The 19028-nt window shown below is 44.7% G+C and carries 19 protein-coding genes and 1 riboswitch; of the genes, 18 read left to right on the forward strand and 1 reads right to left on the reverse strand.

The genetic code is table 11. From position 1 onward, the window contains the following. The first annotated feature begins 79 nt into the window (after window positions 1-79). From K1I94_RS09745 to K1I94_RS09765, 5 genes are read left to right on the forward strand one after another with little or no spacing between them, the layout of a single operon-like run. Complete coding sequence (locus K1I94_RS09745) at window positions 80-1021, forward strand: ABC transporter permease (protein WP_223315197.1); 942 nt, start codon at window positions 80-82, stop codon at window positions 1019-1021. After that, window positions 1014-1820, forward strand: coding sequence for an ABC transporter permease (locus tag K1I94_RS09750; RefSeq protein ID WP_002922112.1), 807 nt, complete (start codon window positions 1014-1016; stop codon window positions 1818-1820). The genes K1I94_RS09745 and K1I94_RS09750 overlap by 8 nt, the downstream gene beginning before the upstream one ends. Further along, a complete protein-coding gene (locus tag K1I94_RS09755) occupies window positions 1808-2599 on the forward strand; it encodes an ATP-binding cassette domain-containing protein (RefSeq protein ID WP_223315198.1) in 792 nt (263 codons plus the stop codon). Before K1I94_RS09750 ends, K1I94_RS09755 begins: the two co-directional genes overlap by 13 nt. Beyond that, window positions 2586-3296, forward strand: coding sequence for an ABC transporter ATP-binding protein (locus tag K1I94_RS09760; RefSeq protein ID WP_223315199.1), 711 nt, complete (start codon window positions 2586-2588; stop codon window positions 3294-3296). The genes K1I94_RS09755 and K1I94_RS09760 overlap by 14 nt, the downstream gene beginning before the upstream one ends. 52 nt (window positions 3297-3348) lie before the next feature. Continuing rightward, window positions 3349-3924, forward strand: coding sequence for a flavin reductase family protein (locus K1I94_RS09765; protein WP_002903891.1), 576 nt, complete (start codon window positions 3349-3351; stop codon window positions 3922-3924). 32 nt (window positions 3925-3956) lie between these two features. On the opposite strand, the gene queG is transcribed toward K1I94_RS09765, so the two are convergent. Continuing rightward, the gene (gene queG / locus K1I94_RS09770) at window positions 3957-5099 is read right to left on the reverse strand and encodes a tRNA epoxyqueuosine(34) reductase QueG (protein ID WP_002903892.1); all 1143 of its coding nucleotides are present in this window, start codon (window positions 5097-5099) and stop codon (window positions 3957-3959) included. 183 nt (window positions 5100-5282) lie between these two features. Here queG and K1I94_RS09775 point away from each other — a divergent pair, with 183 nt between their 5' ends. The 13 genes from K1I94_RS09775 (at window position 5283) to K1I94_RS09835 (ending at window position 19024) form a co-directional block, all read left to right on the forward strand. After that, window positions 5283-5939, forward strand: coding sequence for a lantibiotic ABC transporter permease (locus K1I94_RS09775; RefSeq protein ID WP_223315200.1), 657 nt, complete (start codon window positions 5283-5285; stop codon window positions 5937-5939). Window positions 5940-6246: 307 nt separating this feature from the next. After that, window positions 6247-7563, forward strand: a complete 1317-nt coding sequence (locus K1I94_RS09780; protein ID WP_223315201.1) for an HAD family hydrolase — start codon at window positions 6247-6249, stop codon at window positions 7561-7563. 39 nt (window positions 7564-7602) lie between these two features. After that, a complete protein-coding gene (locus K1I94_RS09785; RefSeq protein WP_223315202.1) occupies window positions 7603-8037 on the forward strand; it encodes a EutP/PduV family microcompartment system protein in 435 nt (144 codons plus the stop codon). 64 nt (window positions 8038-8101) lie between these two features. Continuing rightward, window positions 8102-9196, forward strand: a complete 1095-nt coding sequence (cobD, locus tag K1I94_RS09790; RefSeq protein WP_223315203.1) for a threonine-phosphate decarboxylase CobD — start codon at window positions 8102-8104, stop codon at window positions 9194-9196. Continuing rightward, a complete protein-coding gene (locus tag K1I94_RS09795) occupies window positions 9189-10055 on the forward strand; it encodes a GHMP family kinase ATP-binding protein (protein WP_002896400.1) in 867 nt (288 codons plus the stop codon). Before cobD ends, K1I94_RS09795 begins: the two co-directional genes overlap by 8 nt. A 1-nt stretch (window position 10056) precedes the next feature. After that, window positions 10057-11124, forward strand: coding sequence for a nicotinate-nucleotide--dimethylbenzimidazole phosphoribosyltransferase (gene cobT / locus K1I94_RS09800; protein WP_223315204.1), 1068 nt, complete (start codon window positions 10057-10059; stop codon window positions 11122-11124). Between the two features lie 12 nt (window positions 11125-11136). After that, window positions 11137-11736: a cob(I)yrinic acid a,c-diamide adenosyltransferase gene (locus tag K1I94_RS09805; protein ID WP_002896396.1), complete on the forward strand. Its 600-nt coding sequence runs from the start codon at window positions 11137-11139 to the stop codon at window positions 11734-11736. A 260-nt stretch (window positions 11737-11996) separates the two neighbouring features. After that, window positions 11997-12145: riboswitch (adenosylcobalamin (AdoCbl) riboswitch) on the reverse strand. 310 nt (window positions 12146-12455) lie between these two features. After that, window positions 12456-13598 carry a 1-propanol dehydrogenase PduQ gene (locus K1I94_RS09810; RefSeq protein ID WP_223315205.1) on the forward strand — a complete coding sequence of 381 codons (1143 nt, stop codon included), beginning with the start codon at window positions 12456-12458 and terminating at the stop codon, window positions 13596-13598. 96 nt (window positions 13599-13694) lie between these two features. Beyond that, entirely contained in the window at window positions 13695-14039 is a 345-nt protein-coding gene (locus K1I94_RS09815; RefSeq protein WP_002898216.1) for a BMC domain-containing protein, read from the forward strand. A gap of 24 nt (window positions 14040-14063) precedes the next feature. Next, window positions 14064-14639 (forward strand): ANTAR domain-containing response regulator, encoded by a 576-nt coding sequence (locus tag K1I94_RS09820; RefSeq protein WP_002910490.1) that lies wholly within the window; start codon window positions 14064-14066, stop codon window positions 14637-14639. Further along, window positions 14639-16075: a sensor histidine kinase gene (locus K1I94_RS09825; RefSeq protein ID WP_223315206.1), complete on the forward strand. Its 1437-nt coding sequence runs from the start codon at window positions 14639-14641 to the stop codon at window positions 16073-16075. The genes K1I94_RS09820 and K1I94_RS09825 overlap by 1 nt, the downstream gene beginning before the upstream one ends. A gap of 113 nt (window positions 16076-16188) precedes the next feature. Next, window positions 16189-17622, forward strand: coding sequence for an ethanolamine ammonia-lyase reactivating factor EutA (gene eutA / locus K1I94_RS09830; RefSeq protein WP_002907140.1), 1434 nt, complete (start codon window positions 16189-16191; stop codon window positions 17620-17622). Window positions 17623-17653: 31 nt separating this feature from the next. After that, window positions 17654-19024 (forward strand): ethanolamine ammonia-lyase subunit EutB, encoded by a 1371-nt coding sequence (locus K1I94_RS09835; RefSeq protein ID WP_002903902.1) that lies wholly within the window; start codon window positions 17654-17656, stop codon window positions 19022-19024. Window positions 19025-19028 lie beyond the last annotated feature (4 nt).

The raw sequence follows: 19028 nt of genomic DNA on the forward strand, positions 1-19028 counted from the left end.
TAACTACAAATTTTAATATAAGGGGAGTAGTGCTGCTAAGTTGAAAAGCTTATCAGTCGCCCCTTTTCTTTTAAGGACTATGAAAAAAGATTTATTTAAAAAAATAGTTTCTTTCCTAGCTGCCCTGTTGATGATATCAGTATTGACCTTTCTCTTGGCCAAGCTATCCTCGGCTGATCAAGCAGAAAATTATTTAAGGGTATCTAAGATTCAAGTGACTCCTCAATCCTTGGAAAAAGCCAGAGAATATCTGGGGCTCAATCAACCTTGGCCTCAACAGTATCTAGGTTGGCTGACCAAGGCCCTTCGTGGGGATTTTGGAACGTCTTACCTATTAAAGGTTCCTGTCCTGCCTTTGGTGCTGGAACGTTTCCAGTCGACCCTTTCTCTAGGCCTGACATCTTTTGCTCTCATTTTGCTTACGTCCATTCCTTTGGGAATTTTTAGTGCAGTCTACAAGGGTTCTCTCTTTGATAAGGTCACTCGCTTTCTATCCTTTTCCAGCGTTTCCATGCCCAGCTTTTGGCTAGGTTACATGCTGATTGTGATTTTTGCTGTTCAGCTCAGATGGCTGCCAGTTTCGGGCAAGCAGGATTTTAGCAGCTTGATTCTTCCTAGTCTGACCCTAAGCATGTCATTGATTGGTCAATATATTGCTTTGATCCGCAAGGCTGTGCTGGAGCAGATGAACAGTGTCCATGTCGAAAATGCCCTCCTGCGCCGAGTCAGTAAGTTCTTCCTGGTCAAGAATCATCTCTTGAGAAATTCCCTGCCAGCCATTGCGACAGGCCTGAGCCTGACCTTGGTCTATCTCTTGACAGGTTCCTTAATTGTCGAAGAAGTCTTCTCCTGGAATGGTGTCGGCTCCCTCTTTGTAGATGCGCTGCAGTCTGTGGACCTGCCCATTATCCAGTGCTGCATGCTTTTATTTGGCCTATTATTCTTGGGGAATAATATTCTAACCCAGAAGTTGCAGCTCTGGATAGACCCTAGAGTCAGAAAAAGGAGGAGCAATGTCTAAACGATTTATTTTTTCAAGTGTCATTTTGCTGGTCCTCTTTATCTGCGCTCTCTTTGCTCCCTATCTATCGAGTTTCGACCCCCAGCAAGTTGAGATCTCAAACAAACTAATGGCACCTGACGCTGTTCATCTGCTGGGAACCGATCAGCTGGGCAGAGATGTCTTGTCTCGTCTGCTGCACGGGGCTCGTTATTCCCTCTTTTTATCTTTGACTATCAGTCTGCTGGAAGTGGTCATCGGTGTAACAGTCGGCTTGCTGATCGGATGGTACCAGGGAAAGGCGGAAGCCACCTTCTTATGGTTTGCAAATGTTATTTCCGCCTTTCCTAGCTTCCTGCTATCGCTAGCTACTGTTGGGATATTGGGACAAGGAATGACCAATATGATTCTAGCCATTGTCATCATAGAGTGGGTTTACTATGCAAGGGTGACGGCCAATCTGGTCAAGAGTGCCAAGGAGGAAGCCTATGTCATTTCTGCCCAGACCATGGGACTCTCTCAGGTTCATATTCTCAAAACTCATATCCTGCCCTTTATATACAAGCCTATTTTGATTATTGTGTTGATGAATATTGGGAATATCATTCTCATGATTTCTGGCTTTTCCTTTTTAGGAATCGGTGTCCAGCCCAACATTACCGAGTGGGGCATGATGCTGCATGATGCTAGAAGCCATTTTCAAACGGCAACTTGGATGATGCTGGCGCCTGGACTGGCTATCTTTCTGACTGTGGTCGCCTTTAATCTATTTGCCGAATGCTTTGAAGAGAAAGGCTGGAAACAGATATGGAAAAAATAGTAGTAAAGCAACTGACAGCCCAGATTGAGGGAAAGACCATACTGCAGGACATCAGCTTTGAAGTGGAGGCGGGTCAGTCTCTGGTCATCATTGGGGAGAGTGGTTCTGGTAAAACCCTCTTAACCAAGATATTGATTGGCCAACTGCCTTCATCCTTGAGCATGCAAGGAGAAGTTCACTATGGCTCCATGTCTCTGGAGCGCAACTCTCTCAAGGACTGGCAGCAGCTGCGGGGGAGACGAGTGGCCTATATGTCTCAAAATCCGATGGCTATGTTCAATCCTTTTCAGACCATTCAAAGTCATTTTTGGGAAACCCTGCGCAGCCATAGCAAGATTTCAAAGAGCGCTTGTCTGGCTAAGGCCCTAGCCTCTATGAAAGAAGTCAGACTGGGAGAGCCGGAAGAGCTTTTGAAGAAATATCCTTTTGAGCTCAGCGGCGGTATGCTGCAGCGGGTCATGCTGGCTATCTTGCTTTGCCTAGAGCCAGAGACCATCATTTTGGATGAGCCTACTTCAGCGCTAGACATCCACAATCGCGAGCAGATTATCCTCATCTTAAAGGAGCAGTTGGCTAAAGGCAAGACCCTCATCACGGTGACCCATGATTATCATTTGGCGCGGGAGCTAGGAGGCAAAATGCTTGTCATATATCAGGGGGCTATCATGGAGGAAGGTCCAGTGGACAAGATCCTCGAAAGTCCTTCGCAGACCTATAGCCAAGACCTTATCTTAGGAAATCCATACGAACGGTTGGTGAGACAAGATGCTGGAATGTAGACATGTTTTTAAAAAATTCGATGGTAAAATGGTTGTCAAAGACTGTAACTTCTCCGTCCAGAAGGGTGAAATGATCGGTCTGATGGGCGAGAGCGGCAGTGGCAAGAGCACGTTGGCTAAATTGCTGATTGGTCTAGAAAAGCCCAGTCAAGGCCAAGTCTTACTGGATGGCCAGCCCTACTCAGTCAAAAAGTCTGGCGTGAGAATTCTGTTGGTCTTTCAAGACTCGCTCCATTCGGTCAATCCGCACTTTACAGTCGAGCAGGTTTTGACAGAGGCCCTGTCAAAAGATGTGGCTAGAGACGAGATAGAAGCCATTCTAGAAGACGTCGGTTTGGATAAAAGCTATCTGACTCAGCCAGCGCGCCAGCTCAGTGGAGGCCAGCTCCAACGGATTTGCATCGCCCGCGGCCTGCTCTTAAAGCCAGATATTCTCATCTTTGATGAGGCTCTGAGCGGTTTGGATCCCATTGTTCAGGGAAGGTTGTTACGCCTCTTATATGATTTGTGGGAGAAATACCAGCTGACCTATCTTTTCATCTCGCATGACTTCAAGCTGAGCTATGCTCTCTGTCATCGGATTTTGGTCATGGCGGACGGGGAAATCGTTGACGAGATAAAGGACTTTGAGCTTCCTATCCAGGCTCGTCACCCCGTGACAAAAAAATTGATAGGCGACAAGGGACATTTCAGCTGACGAATATCTTAACTAGCTGATCTATTTTAAAATTAAAAATAAAGGAACATATATGAAACGTACTTTTGAAACGAGAAAACTTTACTTCGGCTTTCCAGTCTTCTTTTTAGGCTATAAGGACGATGTGCACGGCTATAATATTTCGACCTCAAGCTCGGTTTATTCCTTGGGCAGTATGATGGTTATTGCCATGCGTACCAAGGGAAATGCCATTACAGAGATTACCAAGCACCAGCAATTCACAGTCAATGTCCCAGAAAAGAATTTGACCAAAGAGTCTGAAATTGCTGGCTTCAACAGCCGCAAGGACAAGTTTGCCTTGACCGGTCTTAGCTACACAATCGGCGAGACCGTGGATGCTCCGCTGGTAGACCAATGCCCTGTGTCCATTGAGTGTCAGGTGCTGGATATGGTCGAATGCGGTGCCTTGACCAATGTCATCGCCCGTGTCACTCGGCGCGTGGTAGATGAGGACTTGATTGATGAGAATGACGCTTTCCGCAGTGACCGTTTTTCTCCTATCAGCTACATGGGAGACGGAGATGGCCGGCTTTACCGCTATTTCAGCGACGAGTCAGTCAAGATGGGTTCCATTATCAAAGAAATCCGCAAACAAGAAGAAAAATAAAGAAACCGCTGAGATATTTAGATCTCAGCGGTTTAGTTTTCTATCACAAGTTTTTCTTCTAGGCCAAATTTCTCTAGGAAACGGCCTTGCTCTTCTTGGATTTGCGGAGTTGGATTTTTGACGTTCATGACCAGTTCTATCATTTCCGGATGGACCTCACGCACCAGCTGACTCAGAGCCCAGATAGCTGTGGCGACATGAATGGGATTTTGCCCCTTGTCGATAATTTCCAGCATTTTAGGAATGGCAGAGCGGTCATTGGCATTTGCCAGAGCGATAATGGCATTGCGCTGCAGGATATTTTTCCCCCGCCAGCTGCCGGCCACATGACCGAATTTCTCCTTAAACTGACCGTTGGAAAGCTCCAAGAAAGGCAGGAGTTCTGGATGAGAAAGGTCGGGGTCAATCTCTGTCGCCAGAGGATTGTCCAAACCTTTATTGTAAGGGCAGCAGATTTGGCAGATATCACAGCCATAGATGACGGTTTTAATCTTCTTGCGAAATTCCAGATCCATGACGCCCTTGTCCTGAGTCTGAAAGGATAGACAACGCTTGGCATTCATGCTGCCGTCACCAATCAAGCAGGAAGTAGGACAGGCTGTCACGCAGCGGTTGCAGTCTCCGCAGCCGTAGTCTACAGGCTGATCAGGCTCGATGTCCAGATTGGTAATGAGCTCTCCTAAAAACATATAAGAACCAAATTCCTTGGAGATGACCAAGCCGTTCTTGCCGATAAAGCCGATTCCTGCTCTTTGAGCTACGGCGGTATCAACCAAGGCACCTGTGTCCACCATGCCCTTGTATTCAAAGTCAGCGGTCAGCTCTTCGATTCCCTTGGCAAGCCGGTCCAGCTTGTCCTGCAGGACATAGTGGTAGTCCAGCCCCCAGCTGTTAGGGGTGAATTTGCCCCGCTTGTAGGCCGTTTTCTGAGGTTGCTGCTTGAGCTTGTGGGGGTAGGCGACTGCGATGGAGATGATGGTCTTAGCCGAAGCCAGACTCAGCTTGGGTTTGATCCGTTCCTCGATGTTTTTATGTTCAAATCCTGAATTTCGTCCTTCTTCTACAGCCAAGCGCAGCGACTTCTCCAGATAGTCAAAATCATCCGCTGTCGTAAAGCCAATCTTAGAAATCCCAATGTCTTTTGCTAAGTTAATAATTTCTTCTTTGATGTTCATCCTTACTATTATAGCGGAAAAATGCCAACTTGGCGAATGATTAAGAAAGGGAATTATCCTATAAAACTATACCTATAGTTTTATAAGACTTCCTTAGCCTATATACTGTATGATATAATGAAATGTGGAATTTTTTTATAGAAAGTTCCGCAAAGTTTAGGGGAAATTTTATAAAGTTAAACAATGGGAGTTTACAAAATGAAAAAGAGATATTATGAATTTTTGAATGTTCTTGTTACGGATTGTAATCCAATTAGAAACTTAGATTTTTATAAGGCTGGTTTAATTGAGGTATTTTTTATCTCACTGGTATCTATAGTTTCTATTTTCTTACGCGGTGAGATGCATCATCTGAGCATGATAGTCATGAATTTTACTATCATTCACACGCTTATCTTATTTCTGGCCTTTTTACTCTTCCAAAAGTTTTTTGATACCAAAGCCTTGCAGCTCATTCCGACCAGCTCTTACCTATTTCTGCATTTTGAATTGCTTTTTTGGGGCTCCATCTTTTTTGGTGAGAACCACTTAGCATTTTTTATGATTTTTATCATACTCAGCTTGTCTTATCAGTTGATTAATTTGCTCTATCAGATGGTGATCGTTTCAAAATTGAGATATTTTGAACAGAAACAAAAGATCAATATTTTGCAGATTCATGCCATCGTCCTGTGCTGCTTGTCAGCAGGAGTAGCAGTCATCACTCGCTTGTTTATGCTGTCAGGAATCTATATGATTATTGCCTTGGTAGGCTTGAGCATCGCATTGACGCCCTTGTATCTATTGGGCTATGCACAAGTTTTCACAGGCTGGAGAAATCAAGTGCCTGAAAAATTGTAGAATTAAAGGGGGATTGTCTGTCTAGTCTTGAATACGTTAGGTTTCCTCTAACACATTGATTGAGAAGATTAGAGTATATGCATTTTAATCAGTAAGGTAGAGAAATAATTTTTCTCTGCCTTTATTTTTTTACAAATCTGAAAGCGCTTCATTGACAAAGTCTGCCAGATAGTTTATAATATAATAACAGTATAGAAAATGGCAAGGAAGCCTGATTTGATCGCAATGAAGCGAGTGTTTCAGAATCAAAGGGGTTTTCTATGCCATTTTTTTGCGCACTATTATTTTTTTATGGAGGATTGTTTCTATGCGGACAAAAGGAATTGTGCTGCTTTGTAGTTTGGCTTTGCTTCTGGGAGCTTGTCAAGCGGGGAATAATAAGACGACGACGGAGTCATCCTCGGCTAAGACGGAGACAACAGATAAGGACAAGGCTAAGACTTTGGATAAGGGCGTCTGGGAAGACAAGCTTTATGCCCGTCTGACCAAGCTCATCAAGGAGAATGGGAACACCAGCTCTACCTACGATAAAAATAAAAAACCTTATGCCGTCTTTGACTGGGACAATACGACAGTCATTAACGACATTGGCGAAGCAACCTTTACCTATCAAATTGAAAATCTGGCCTTTAAGATGACGCCGGAAGAATTTGACCAAGCAGTGCGGACCAATATACCGAGCGACGATTTTGTTGAAGATTTTCATAACAAAGATGGTGAACCAGTGAACATTGACAAGATTGCGGCCGACTTGCTTTCTGACTACACGGCTATTTACAATAGCTATAAGGGAATGAAAGGAGATAAGTCTCTGGAAGAAGTCAAAAAGACTGATGAATACCAAGACTTTGCTGCTAAACTCCGCTATCTTTACGAAGCGATTGGTGACACCTTCAGCTCTGACATCAGCTATCCATGGGTGACCTACCTCTATGCAGGTATGACTTCTGAAGAAGTTCAAGCCCTATCTGAAAAGTCTATTGACCAAGCTCTCCAAGACAAGCTGACTTCTGAAACTTGGGAAAGTCCAGAAGGCTTGAAAGGTGAGTCAGGCCAAATCACTGTGACCTTCAAGCGCGGTGTTCGCTCGGTCAAGGAAATGCAAAATCTCTATAAGACTCTGATGGCTAACGGCATTGATGTCTATATCTGCTCAGCGTCTTATATCGATGTGATTATCCCTTATGCTAGCAATTCTAAGTATGGCTACAATATTCCTAAAGAAAATGTTACTGCTATGCGTTTGAAAAAGGATGACAAGGGAGTAATTCAGCCAGAATATGATACCAACTATGCTCAGACTCAAGGTGAGGGCAAGACAGAGACCATCAAAAAGCTGATTGCTGTCAATCATGACAATCAAGAACCAATCCTGATTGCCGGCGACAGTAATGGTGACTATGCTATGCTCAAGGACTTCCCTAAACTGCAAATGGGTATCATCTTCAATCTTCTGAGAGATCCTAGCAAGGGAATCGGTCTTTTGCAAACCAAGGCAATTGAAACTTACGGCCAGGAAGATGCCCTTTACTATCTGCAAGGCCGCGATGAAAATAAAGGTGTACTGCTCAATGGCAGGGAAACTATCAAACTAGATAGTAAGGAAGCCCAGCTAAGCAGATAGCAGGCAGTTCCCTGTCATAGAGAGGAATGGATGCAAAATATGAAAAAAATCATGTTTGTCGGTCCGGTCGGAGTGGGTAAGACAACTCTGACTCAGCGACTGAAAGGCTTGGAGCTGACCTACTTTAAGACTCAGGCTATTGAGTTCTATGATGCCATCATTGACACGCCTGGAGAATTTCTCCAGCATCGTAAGTATTATAATGCTCTGAACGTGACAGCAACAGAAGCTGATGTGATTGGTCTCTTGGTGGCGGCTTCCAATCAGATGCAGACCTTTCCTCAGGGCTTTTCTTCCCTCTTCAATAAAGAAGTGATTGGCATTGTCACCAAGATCGATATGGCTGAACAGCCAGAGCAAATCGAAAAAGCACGGCGGCAGCTGAAAGCGGCCGGTGCCAAGGAAATTTTTGAAATATCAGCGACGGAAAACGAAGGAATTGACCGTCTCCAGGCTTATCTGGAGGCAGACTAAGGACGAAAAAGCCGAATATGGTATACTAGATTCTAACAAGGAAATGAGGAAGGAATGTCTATTTATGAAAGTAGAGCACGGTGGAAATGCGGCAGCTTTGGCTGAGGAATTTGGTTTTTCTCTAGAAGACTGTCTGGATTTCAGTGCCAATATCAACCCTTTGGGGATTTCTCCGCGGCTGAAGGCTTGTCTGACCGAGTCCATTGATTGGCTGGTTCATTATCCAGACATCAGCTACAGTCGCTCCAGAGAGCTTTTGGCACATCATCATGGACTAGAAAAGGACAAGGTCCTGCTGGCAAATGGTGCGGTAGAAGTCTTTTATGAGCTGGCCCGCTTCCTGCGTCCAAAAACGGTCCTGACTCTGAGCCCTACTTTTATGGAATATGAAAAAGCCTTCTCGCAAGTGCAGGCCAAGGTGGAGCGCTTTAGCCTTCCTTCTCCATCCTATGAATGGAATCTAGCTGACATGTTGCCAGCCTTAGATTCACTGACTGTAGGAGACGCTGTGCTCATCTGCAATCCTAATAATCCGACGGGTACCTTGATTCGGCTTACTGATCTAGAAAAGCTAGCTGAGAAGCTGCAGGAGCGGCAAATCTTTTTGATACTGGATGAGGCTTTTATGGACTTTCTGGACGATGAGGAGGACTATAGCTTCGTTTCACGTCTGGCCACCTATCCAAATGCAGTAGTGGTGCGGTCTCTGACTAAGTTTTATGCTATTCCTGGTCTGAGATTGGGCTATGCTCTCAGCTGTCATCCGACTTGCTTTGATGAGATAGAGGGGAGCCGTGCTCCTTGGTCGGTCAATGCCATGGCGGATCGCGCCCTGCCTGTCCTTTTGGCGGATCAGGCCTATCAGCAAGCTACCAAGGAGTGGCTTCGAGTAGAAAGAGACTTCCTTTTTCAAGGACTGACTGCATTTTCACAGATTCGGCCGGTCAAGCCTAGTGTCAATTATATCTTCTTTGAGTATCTAGGTCGGCTGGACCTGCGTCAGGAGCTTCGGCAGAGAAAGATTTTTATCCGTTCCTGTCAAAATTATCATGATCTGTCAGAACGGCATTACCGCATAGCCATCCGCAGCCATCAGGAAAATGAACAGCTTCTGGCTTGTCTGACAGAAGTCTTAGCGAAAGAGGCTCCTTATGACTAAGGTAATGGTTTCCTGTCCAGGTTCCTGCGGTGAATTATTTCAAGGTTTAGTTGGAGAGCAGGAAGTCCTGCTCTCCTATGGGATTGAGAAGAGCAGTCGAGTGAGATCGGACGGAGCTTCGTCTCTCGCAAGGCAAGACCAAGGTGAAAAGGTAAGGCGAGCTTTGGAGCTCCTGCCTGAGTCCAATGCTTTCTCTTTTGTTCAGGAGTCCGACCTGCCTATCAGCAAGGGCTATTCTAGCAGCACAGCAGATATGGTTAGCTGCCTGCAGGCAGCTGCTCTGGGGCAGAAGCAGCCTCTAAGAGCAGCAGATTTAACTCGTCTCTGTGCCAAGATTGAGCCTACTGACTCGGTGGCTTTTGAGGACTGGACGGTCATTAATCCCCTGACTGGTCAAGTGGTCTGGCAGACAGACTGGCAACCGGAGCTCTATGTTTATATCTTGGAGCCTGTGGAGATGGTGACTACTCTTGACTTGGTTCGGATGAAGGACAGTCCTAGCTATCCGGCTGAGGAGTCCAAACGCTTGCTTCCTCTCTTTCAGGAGGCTTGTCAGGAGAAGAGTCTGGAAAAGATTGGCCATTTAGCGAGTTATAGTGCTTTGTTGAATAACCAACGGCTGCCCAAGCCCTATCTGGAAGAATTACTGAATTTGGTAAAAAAATACCAATGCTTAGGGCTCAATGTTGCCCATAGTGGCACATTGGTTGGTCTGCTGCTGAGCAGGGAACAGCTAGAAAACTTGCCTCAATTGGAGGCTGAACTAGCTCGCTCAGCCAGTGGGGCTTATTATCAGACTCGGACCTTGAGCAGGATTATTTTTGAAGGGGTGCAGCCGGTCAGGGAGGAGACAGACTAGTTTGAAAGACTTAGAAAAAATTATTGAGCAGATTCTTCCGATAGATAAAGACAAGCTTCAAGAAGGCCAGCGCTACTGTGATCAGCTAGGAAAGCCGCCAGGCTCCTTAGGGAAGCTCGAGACCATCTATGCTCGCTTGCATGCCATGTTTTCTGGTCCCATTGATTTGGAGAAGAAGATTGTCCTTGTCTACGTAGCGGATAATGGCATCGTGGCTGAAGGCGTTTCTGCCAATCCTCAGGAAACGACCTATACTGTTGCTCGCAATATTCTAGCAGGGAAATCAGGCTTGTGTGCTATTTCCAAACATGCTGGTTCAGACATCTGCCTGGTAGACATTGGCTGCAAGAAGGATATCTTTGAGGAAAATAAGGACAAGGTCTGTCATGGGACGCGCAATATGCTTGAGGAGCAGGCCATGACTCGCGAGCAGGCCATAACGGCAATTCTAGTCGGCTACAAGAAGACAGAGGCCTTGATTAAAGACGGCTATCGTCTCTTTGGAACAGGAGAAATGGGGATTGGCAACACCACCACCTCGGCTGCTGTCATTGCGGCAGTTCTCGGTCTCAAAGCAGAAGACGTCACAGGCTATGGAGCTGGTCTGACTCAGGATATGAAGACTCATAAAACTGCCGTTATCCAGCAGTGTTTGGATCGTCACGCTCCTTATGGAGATATTCTGGATCTGACCGCTAAGCTTGGCGGGCTGGATATGCTGGCTATGGCAGGCACTCATCTTGCCTGTGCCCGCTATCAGCTGCCATGTGTAGTGGATGGCCTTATCTCTCTGACGGGGCTTCTGATTGCCCATCAGCTGACTCCTCATGTCTTGGACTATACCTTTGCTTCCCATGCTTCGACGGAGCCTGCTTACAGACTGGTCAGTGACTTTCTAGGACTGGAGCCCATGCTTTTGCTGGACATGCGACTGGGTGAAGGCTCAGGCTGTCCTTTGGCTTTCTTTCTGCTGGAAAATGCTGTTTATACCATGGAGCACATGCCAACCTTTGCAGAAGGCGGCTTGAAAGAAGAAGATTATGTTGATATTCGCAAAAATGTGACTTAAAGGAGGAAAAATATGCAACTCTATACAAAAACAGGTGACAAGGGCTTGACCAAGCTAGTTGGCGGTCAAAGTGTCGCCAAGGATGCAGAACGGGTTAATGCTTACGGGACCATTGATGAGCTGAACTCTTGGATTGGTTATACTATTACCAAGCTAGACAAGGATGATAAGCTGAGAGATGAGCTGCTCCAGCTACAGCATTATCTCTTTGACTGTGGTTCAGACCTCTCTACTCCTAAGGGAGTTTACCCTTATAAGGTCGATCAGCAGCTGATTGACTGGATTGAGGAGAGGATTGATACTTACGCAGAAATTCCACCAGCTTTGGAAAGGTTTATCCTGCCGGGCGGTGACGAGATTGCTTCCATGATTCATGTGGCTCGGACCATTGCAAGACGGGCAGAGCGTCATATCGTAGGAGCCATGTGGACTACAGAAATTAACAATAATGTCCTGATTTTTGTCAACCGTTTATCAGATTACTTCTTTGCCTTGGCTCGAGTAATCAACTTTACTAAAAACCAAGAAGACATCGCCTATGAAAGAGGTGCCAAGGTCTTCCACAATATCACCAAGGCGGATGTTGAGCGTTGGGCAAGCAAACGCCAGTGACAAAAAGAAACAGAAAAAGTTCTGTCTTTCCAAATTGACTCTTACTGAGTCTTGGAAGGACAGAACTTATTTTAATCTTCTAAAAAAGAAAGCCGCCTATACATCATCGTATCTTCATGCTAAGCTTCGTTGATTAGCACTAGCTTTCCAATTATTGACTCTGCTCCTTTGCAGAAAGACAAGTGAAACCTCATCTTTAGAAAATTAACGTACTTAAACGTAGAGTCAATAATGGAAACTAAGCTAAAATGTTTGTTCCAAACTGACATCACTACCTTACATCGAGGCATGAAATCTACTAAAATTTAAGAATAAAGACCTGACTTAAAGCTGAAAAGCTTATCACAGTGGCGGGACCGCGCTGGATTTGCACCAGACTTCCATATCCTTAAAAGTACTAAAATCAATTTCCTAGTAACTAGATTGTAACACCTTTCACAGGGAATTACAAGGAAAATGAACTAAATTTTAATAAAAATTTAATTCTTCAAATAAGCTTGGCTTTGTAAGAAGAAGCGGCACTAAAAACTTCTTATATTAATGACTTTTTTATTGCCATGAAAGCGCTTTTGTGTTATAATTCAATATAGTACAAAGGGGTACTGAAGATAAATAAGCAATGAAGCTATATGAAAATGCTGTGACGTGTGTAGGGGAACAGTCTTATTTTCATATAGCTTCTTTTTGTTTAAAAATAGATACAACAGAAAGGAGAAAAGATGTATAAGATTTCCTATAAGACTGAATTGCATGTGGGCAAGGGCGCTCTGCAGCAATTAAGCCATTATAAAAACGAGCATATTCTAGTCGTTGCCGATCCTTTTTTGAAGACATCTGGCACGTTGGATGCCATTTTAGCCAACTTTGATGACAGCAATGATATTGTTGTTTTCACGGATATTGTGCCTGATCCGCCAATCGAAACGGTTGTGGCTGGTATCAAGAGTGCAGGAGACAAGCCAATCAGCATTGTGCTTTCTATTGGTGGCGGCTCTGCTATTGATGCTTCCAAGGCTATGTATTATTTTGCCAAGAAACAGGGTGCCTTCTCCGAGGCTATTCTCATCGCCATCCCGACGACAAGCGGAACTGGATCTGAAGTAACATCCTTTTCTGTCATCACGGATGCAGAGAGAGGTACCAAATATCCTTTAGTGACCAAAGAAATCCTTCCGGATGTTGCGATCTTAGATGCGGATTTGGTTCTGTCACTTCCTGGTAACATCACGGCTGACACTGGAATGGATGTGCTGACCCATGCCATTGAAGCTTATGTATCGACCAAGGCTACGGACTTCTCTGATGCCTTGGCTGAAAAGGCAATCAAGCTGGTCTTTGAATACCTGCCTAAAGCCTACAAAAATGGTCAGGATGTAGAAGCGCGTGAAAAGATGCATGCAGCATCCACTCTGGCTGGTATGGCCTTTAACACAGCTTCTTTGGGTATCAATCACAGTCTGGCACATGCGGCAGGAGCTAAGTTCCATGTACCTCATGGTCGTTTAAACAGTATTTTAATGCCCCATGTCATTCAGTATAATGCTGGTATCGAATTCAACAATCGGAACCGGCAGGCGACAGACAAAACTGTAGCAAGCCGCTATCAGGATATTGCCAAACTACTGGGATGCAGTGCTTCAAGCCCTGTGTCAGGAGTAAGACAGCTGGTTGAAGCCATCAAGAAACTACAAAGAAAGCTGGAGATGCCAACTTCTCTGAGAGAATATGGTGTGAAAGCAGATGCTTTTGCTCAGTGCAAGGTAGAAATTTCAGAAGCTGCTCTGCATGATGGCTGTACTCCGACTAACCCTCGTGTCCCTACGGCAGAAGAACTGCTTAAAGTATTAGAGAAAGCGTTTTAATCCTCTGAATTGCTGTTATGCCAAAATTATTGTATAATGTTTAAGAGCATGCAGTACACTTCTGAAGGTTTAAAATCATGAAGAAGGTTTACTAAATTGGAAGAAAAACAAAGAATGATACAGGAATACGTTCCTGGGAAACAAGTGACCTTGGCGCACCTTATCGCTAATCCTGATGAAGTCATTTTTGAAAAATTAGGATTGCAGGCAGAAATCAAGGATGCGATTGGAATCTTGACGATCACTCCGAGTGAAGCGGCTATCATTGCGGTTGATATTGCGACCAAGGCTGCGGATGTTCAAGTTGGTTTTGTGGATCGTTTCAGCGGCTCTGTCGTGATGACAGGTGACGTTTCTTCTGTTGAGGCAGCTCTCATTGCCGTTTTACAAGGTCTGGAAGAGATTTTGGGCTTCTCCAGCACTGTCGTAACGCGGACATAAAAAATCAAACTGTCGAGGGGAAGTATGAAAGGCAGAATACTAATTGTTGATGATGATCCAATTGTAAGATTAGATATCCGAAATATATTAGAGGCAGCTGATTATGAAGTGGTGGCTGAGGCATCCGATGGCTTTGAGGCTATTGATTTGTGTCAGAAATATCGTTGTGACTTGGTCATGATGGACATCAAGCTTCCGCTTCTGGATGGCCTGACAGCAGGTAAGAAGATACTCGAAGACGCTTTAGCCTACAGTGTGATTCTACTGTCAGCCTACAGCGATGAACACTATGTTCAAAAAGCTAAAACCAATGGGATTAGTGCTTACTTGGTTAAACCTTTGGATGCCAAGTCCTTGATTCCAATGGTAGAGATCTGCATTGAGAAGGGCCGCCAGCTTCAGCAGATGTCCAATGAAATGGTCAAGTTGTCTAAAAAAATAGACGATCGGATTGTGATTGAAAAGGCTAAAGGCTTGCTGATGGCTCGAGATCATTTGTCAGAGCCAGAAGCTTTCAAGCGCATTCGGACAATTAGTATGCAAAAGAGAGTGCCAATGATTGAGATTGCTAAATTGCTGGTGCTCCAAGATGATGTGTAATGATGTATAAAGATAAGATAAAGCAGCTTTGTCAGGAACAGACAAATTTGGATGAGGCTGATATCGAGCATCTCGTCCAACAGGCTGACGAATTATTGAAAAACTCAGCTTATGCCAATGAAGATGTCTTCATTGACGTAAAGAATATCTTTTCGGAACATGCCATTGTCATCTTTCACAAAAAACCGGAAAGCAAGCTCAGCTTGTACGAAAAATCGGTCGTAGGTGCTATGGCTTACCTGGAAAATGAGCCAGGTGTTATCCGGACCTTGGAGACGGGCGCTCCCTCGATTGGGCTTTCGGCCAGATCGCAGGAGGGCTTAGCCATCCATCAGACAGTCTTTCCGATAGTGAGAGAAGAGCGCGTCATCGGAACGCTGATTATCGAAAGAAATGCTCCTCAGACTTTACCAGACCACTTTTCTTTAGATAAAGAGGACGGCGGTTTTGAGTTACGGAGCACTCCTGAGATTTCAGTTCAAGAGCAGTTTGTTTTATTTGATCATATAGACGAAGCTTGTCTGGTCTTTGACCGGCAGGGCTATCTCAAGTATTTCAATCAAGCAGCTGCCGACTCTTATCGCCATAAGCTGGGCTATATGGACTCGATTGAGGGAATGCATTATAGCAATCTGGTCTTAGACAGTCTGACTTTTGAAGAAATCCAGCAACTGGGACCGCAAGCCCCTCAAGAAAAACCTCACCAAGTTGAGGTACATTATGGCACTTATTGCTTTTTGGTCAAACGCTATTTGCTGGCTGAGAGTGAAAATGTGGTCATGATCTGTAAGGATATTACAGACATCAAGGAAAAGGAAGCGCAGCTCTTAACCCATACAACTACCATTCGTGAAATGAACCATCGGGTAAAGAATCACTTGCAAACCGTTGTTTCCTTGCTGCGACTACAGGCTCAGCAAAGTCCAGGAGCAGACACCAAAAAAGCTCTTAATGACAGTATGAATCGTGTGCTCTCCATAGCGGCGACTCACGAGCTCCTGTCTTCTCAGCAGGATGACAGCATTCAGATTGAGCATCTGCTGAAGAGAGTTATCGAAAATGTTCAGCGTTGTTTTTCTGGGCATAGGGAAATAACCCTGACCTACAGCCTGGAACCGGAACTCTGTCTCGATAGCAGCCGGGCCACTTCACTGGCGCTAATCGTCAATGAATTACTGCAGAATAGCTATGAACATGCTTTTAAGGACAAAAAAAATCCAGAAAAACCGCAAATCCATTTGCAGGTTGGACTTAAAAATGATATAATAACTTTAAAAGCACTGGATAATGGTAGCGGTTACGATCAAGAGCATTCCTTTGAGAATCATCTGGGTCTACTCTTGGTGGAGCGCTTTGTCCAAGGAAAATTGTTTGGAACCTTGTCTATCCACTCAGACCATGAGGGGACAACAACGACCATTCGTTTTAAAAAATAAATACTACCAGACTAACAATGATGTCAGTCGAAAAAAGCAATGACGCTTGAAGAATGTAAATGAACTCTGTTTGTTTGCATTGCTTTGAGCGTCTTTTTTTGGAGGTTTTTAGTATGTCAGATAAAATTTTGAGTGTGGGGCTCGATATCGGGACAGCCACTACACAGCTGATCTTGTCAGAGCTTACCATCGAGAATATTGCTTCTGTGTTTACTATTCCTCGTGTCTATATTACAGATAAAAAAGTTCTTTATAAAAGTGAAATTATCTTCACACCAATTTCGGATCAACTTTTGATCGAGGTGGATAAGATCAAAAACTTTGTCCTGAATGAATATGCGAAAGCAGGCATTCAGAAAAAAGATATTCAGATGGGGGCAGTCATCATTACTGGTGAGACGGCTCGCAAGGAAAATGCCAGCCAGGTGCTCCAAGCGCTGAGTGGTTATGCAGGTGACTTTGTCGTTGCGACGGCTGGACCAGACCTTGAGAGTATCATCGCTGGTAAAGGGGCCTGCAGTCATCAGTATTCTCAAGAGCATCATACATCAGTAGTCAATATTGATATTGGTGGGGGGACTTCCAATCTGGCGGTCTTCCGAGAAGGAGATGTGATTGATACAGGGTGTTTTGATATCGGAGGTCGGCTGATAAAGATGGATCCGCAGACCCAGCGGATTAGCTATATTGCTCCAAAACTGCAGACTATCATTGCAGAGCAGGGGCTTCAGCTGGCAGTTGGTGAAACGGTCCATCGGGCTGATTTGGATCGGCTGATTCAAGAAATGGTCTCCGTATTAGAACAGTCTGTAGGAATTGACAATCACAGTCCTTACTATGATCTCCTACAGACCAACCACGGTCTCAAGTTGAACTATGATCTCCACTGCGTATCTTTCTCTGGTGGTGTAGCTGATGGAATATACTTGGAAACGACCTCGGCGGATGATTTCCGCTATGGGGATATCGGTATCTTGCTAGGCAGGGCGCTGAGCAAATCCAAGATTTTTGATCAAAAGAAAGTCATCCAGTCAGCTGAGACCATCCGGGCAACCGTTGTTGGAGCGGGCAGCCATACGACCGATGTCAGCGGCAGTACCATTACCTACATCTCTGATATCCTTCCTATTAAAAACATTCCAGTTCTCAAACTGGCTGCTTCTGATGAGCATGAGGATAAGGAGGGACTGCAGCAGATTATCAGGGACAAGGTGGCCTGGTTCACACTGGAAAATGAAGTCCAGCAGGTGGCTTTGGCTATCAATGGAGAAAAAAGCCCAAGCTTCGCCCGGGTTTTGGAATACGCAGAGGCTATTGTCAAGGGAATGAGCGAAAGCATTGAAAAGAAAATTCCGTTGCTAGTGGTGGTCAGAGAAGATATGGCCAAGGTTCTAGGCCAATGTCTCTTTGCTCAATTGCCTAAGGATTATCCATTTGTCTGCATTGACTCAGTGGATGTCCAGAATGGCGACTATATCGATATTGGTAATCCAGTCATTGAAGGATCGGTCTTACCGATTGTCGTGAAAACATTGGTGTTTAATTAAACTTTTATTTACACAAAGGAGGAAGTAATCCATGATTTTGAAAACAAAATTGTTTGGTCGGCTTTACGAATTTAAATCCGTAAAAGAAGTGCTGGCCAAAGCCAATGAGTACAAATCCGGGGATCAGCTAGCCGGAGTAGCAGCAGAATCTGCCGAAGAGCGTGTCGCTGCTAAGGTTGTACTAGCTCAGCTGAAACTGTCTGATTTGTTCAATAATCCGGTAGTGCCTTATGAAGAAGATGAGGTAACACGGATTATCATCGACGACGTCAATCTTCGTACTTACGAAAAGATTAAGAACTGGACAGTAGAAGAGCTGCGTGAATGGATCTTGGATAACAAGACTAAGAACGTGGACATTCAGTGGCTGTCTCGTGGGTTGACTTCTGAAATGGTAGCAGCTGTTGCTAAGTTGATGACCAACTTGGACTTGATTGTAGCTGCCAATAAGATTGTCATTACCAAACATGCGAATACAACAATTGGTATGCCGGGAACATTCTCTTCTCGTCTTCAACCAAACCATACCACAGATGATCCAGACGGTATCATGGCTTCTACTATGGAAGGTTTTGCTTATGGATGTGGGGATGCTCTCTTGGGGTTGAACCCAGTGGATGACTCAGTAGAAAGTACCAAACGGGTCTTGCATAAGTTTAATGACTTCATCGAAGAGTACAAGATTCCAACTCAGCACTGTGTGCTAGCTCACGTTACTACTCAGATTGAAGCCATGAATCAAGGTGCTCCGACAGGATTGGTCTTCCAATCTATCGCTGGATCTGAAAAAGGAAATGAAGCCTTTGGTTTTGATGCTAAGATTATTCAGGAAGCTTGGGATACAGCTCTGAAAGTGGGAACAGCTGCTGGACCGAATGTCATGTACTTTGAAACAGGTCAAGGTTCTGAGCTTTCATCTGATGCTCACCATGGAGCAGACCAAGTGACTATGGAAGCACGTTGTTATGGTTTCGCTAAACGCTTTGATCCATTCTTGGTAAATACCGTTGTTGGATTCATCGGACCTGAGTATCTCTACGATTCTAAGCAGGTTATCCGTGCTGGTTTGGAAGACCACTTCATGGGCAAACTGACTGGTATCTCAATGGGTTGTGATATCTGCTACACTAACCACATGAAGGCTGACCAAAACGACGCTGAAAATCTTTTGGTTCTTCTCGGAGCAGCTAATGTTAACTACATCATGGCGATTCCTCATGGTGACGATATCATGCTTAACTATCAAACAACTGGTTACCATGAAACAGCAACCATGCGTTCACTTCTCAATAAACGTCCGATCAAGGAATTTGAAGAGTGGATGGAAAAAATGGGCTTGATGGAAGATGGTCACCTGACAGAAATCGGCGGAGACGGCTCCATCTTTATGAAATCAAATTAGCAAG

This window comes from Streptococcus sanguinis (genome assembly GCF_019929145.1).
Classification (GTDB): Bacteria; Bacillota; Bacilli; order Lactobacillales; family Streptococcaceae; genus Streptococcus; species Streptococcus sanguinis_U.

Bases quoted from the DNA above. Each gene is read 5' to 3' on its own strand.
- K1I94_RS09820 (WP_002910490.1), top strand. From the start codon at position 14,064: ATGAAAGGCAGAATACTAATTGTTGATGATGATCCAATTGTAAGATTA.
- K1I94_RS09805 (WP_002896396.1), top strand. From the start codon at position 11,137: ATGCAACTCTATACAAAAACAGGTGACAAGGGCTTGACCAAGCTAGTT.
- K1I94_RS09810 (WP_223315205.1), top strand. From the start codon at position 12,456: ATGTATAAGATTTCCTATAAGACTGAATTGCATGTGGGCAAGGGCGCT.
- K1I94_RS09750 (WP_002922112.1), top strand. From the start codon at position 1,014: ATGTCTAAACGATTTATTTTTTCAAGTGTCATTTTGCTGGTCCTCTTT.
- K1I94_RS09755 (WP_223315198.1), top strand. From the start codon at position 1,808: ATGGAAAAAATAGTAGTAAAGCAACTGACAGCCCAGATTGAGGGAAAG.
- cobD (WP_223315203.1), top strand. From the start codon at position 8,102: ATGAAAGTAGAGCACGGTGGAAATGCGGCAGCTTTGGCTGAGGAATTT.
- K1I94_RS09760 (WP_223315199.1), top strand. From the start codon at position 2,586: ATGCTGGAATGTAGACATGTTTTTAAAAAATTCGATGGTAAAATGGTT.
- K1I94_RS09825 (WP_223315206.1), top strand. From the start codon at position 14,639: ATGATGTATAAAGATAAGATAAAGCAGCTTTGTCAGGAACAGACAAAT.
- K1I94_RS09745 (WP_223315197.1), top strand. From the start codon at position 80: ATGAAAAAAGATTTATTTAAAAAAATAGTTTCTTTCCTAGCTGCCCTG.
- K1I94_RS09795 (WP_002896400.1), top strand. From the start codon at position 9,189: ATGACTAAGGTAATGGTTTCCTGTCCAGGTTCCTGCGGTGAATTATTT.
- eutA (WP_002907140.1), top strand. From the start codon at position 16,189: ATGTCAGATAAAATTTTGAGTGTGGGGCTCGATATCGGGACAGCCACT.
- K1I94_RS09765 (WP_002903891.1), top strand. From the start codon at position 3,349: ATGAAACGTACTTTTGAAACGAGAAAACTTTACTTCGGCTTTCCAGTC.
- K1I94_RS09780 (WP_223315201.1), top strand. From the start codon at position 6,247: ATGCGGACAAAAGGAATTGTGCTGCTTTGTAGTTTGGCTTTGCTTCTG.
- K1I94_RS09785 (WP_223315202.1), top strand. From the start codon at position 7,603: ATGAAAAAAATCATGTTTGTCGGTCCGGTCGGAGTGGGTAAGACAACT.
- K1I94_RS09835 (WP_002903902.1), top strand. From the start codon at position 17,654: ATGATTTTGAAAACAAAATTGTTTGGTCGGCTTTACGAATTTAAATCC.
- queG (WP_002903892.1), bottom strand. From the start codon at position 5,099: ATGAACATCAAAGAAGAAATTATTAACTTAGCAAAAGACATTGGGATT.
- K1I94_RS09775 (WP_223315200.1), top strand. From the start codon at position 5,283: ATGGGAGTTTACAAAATGAAAAAGAGATATTATGAATTTTTGAATGTT.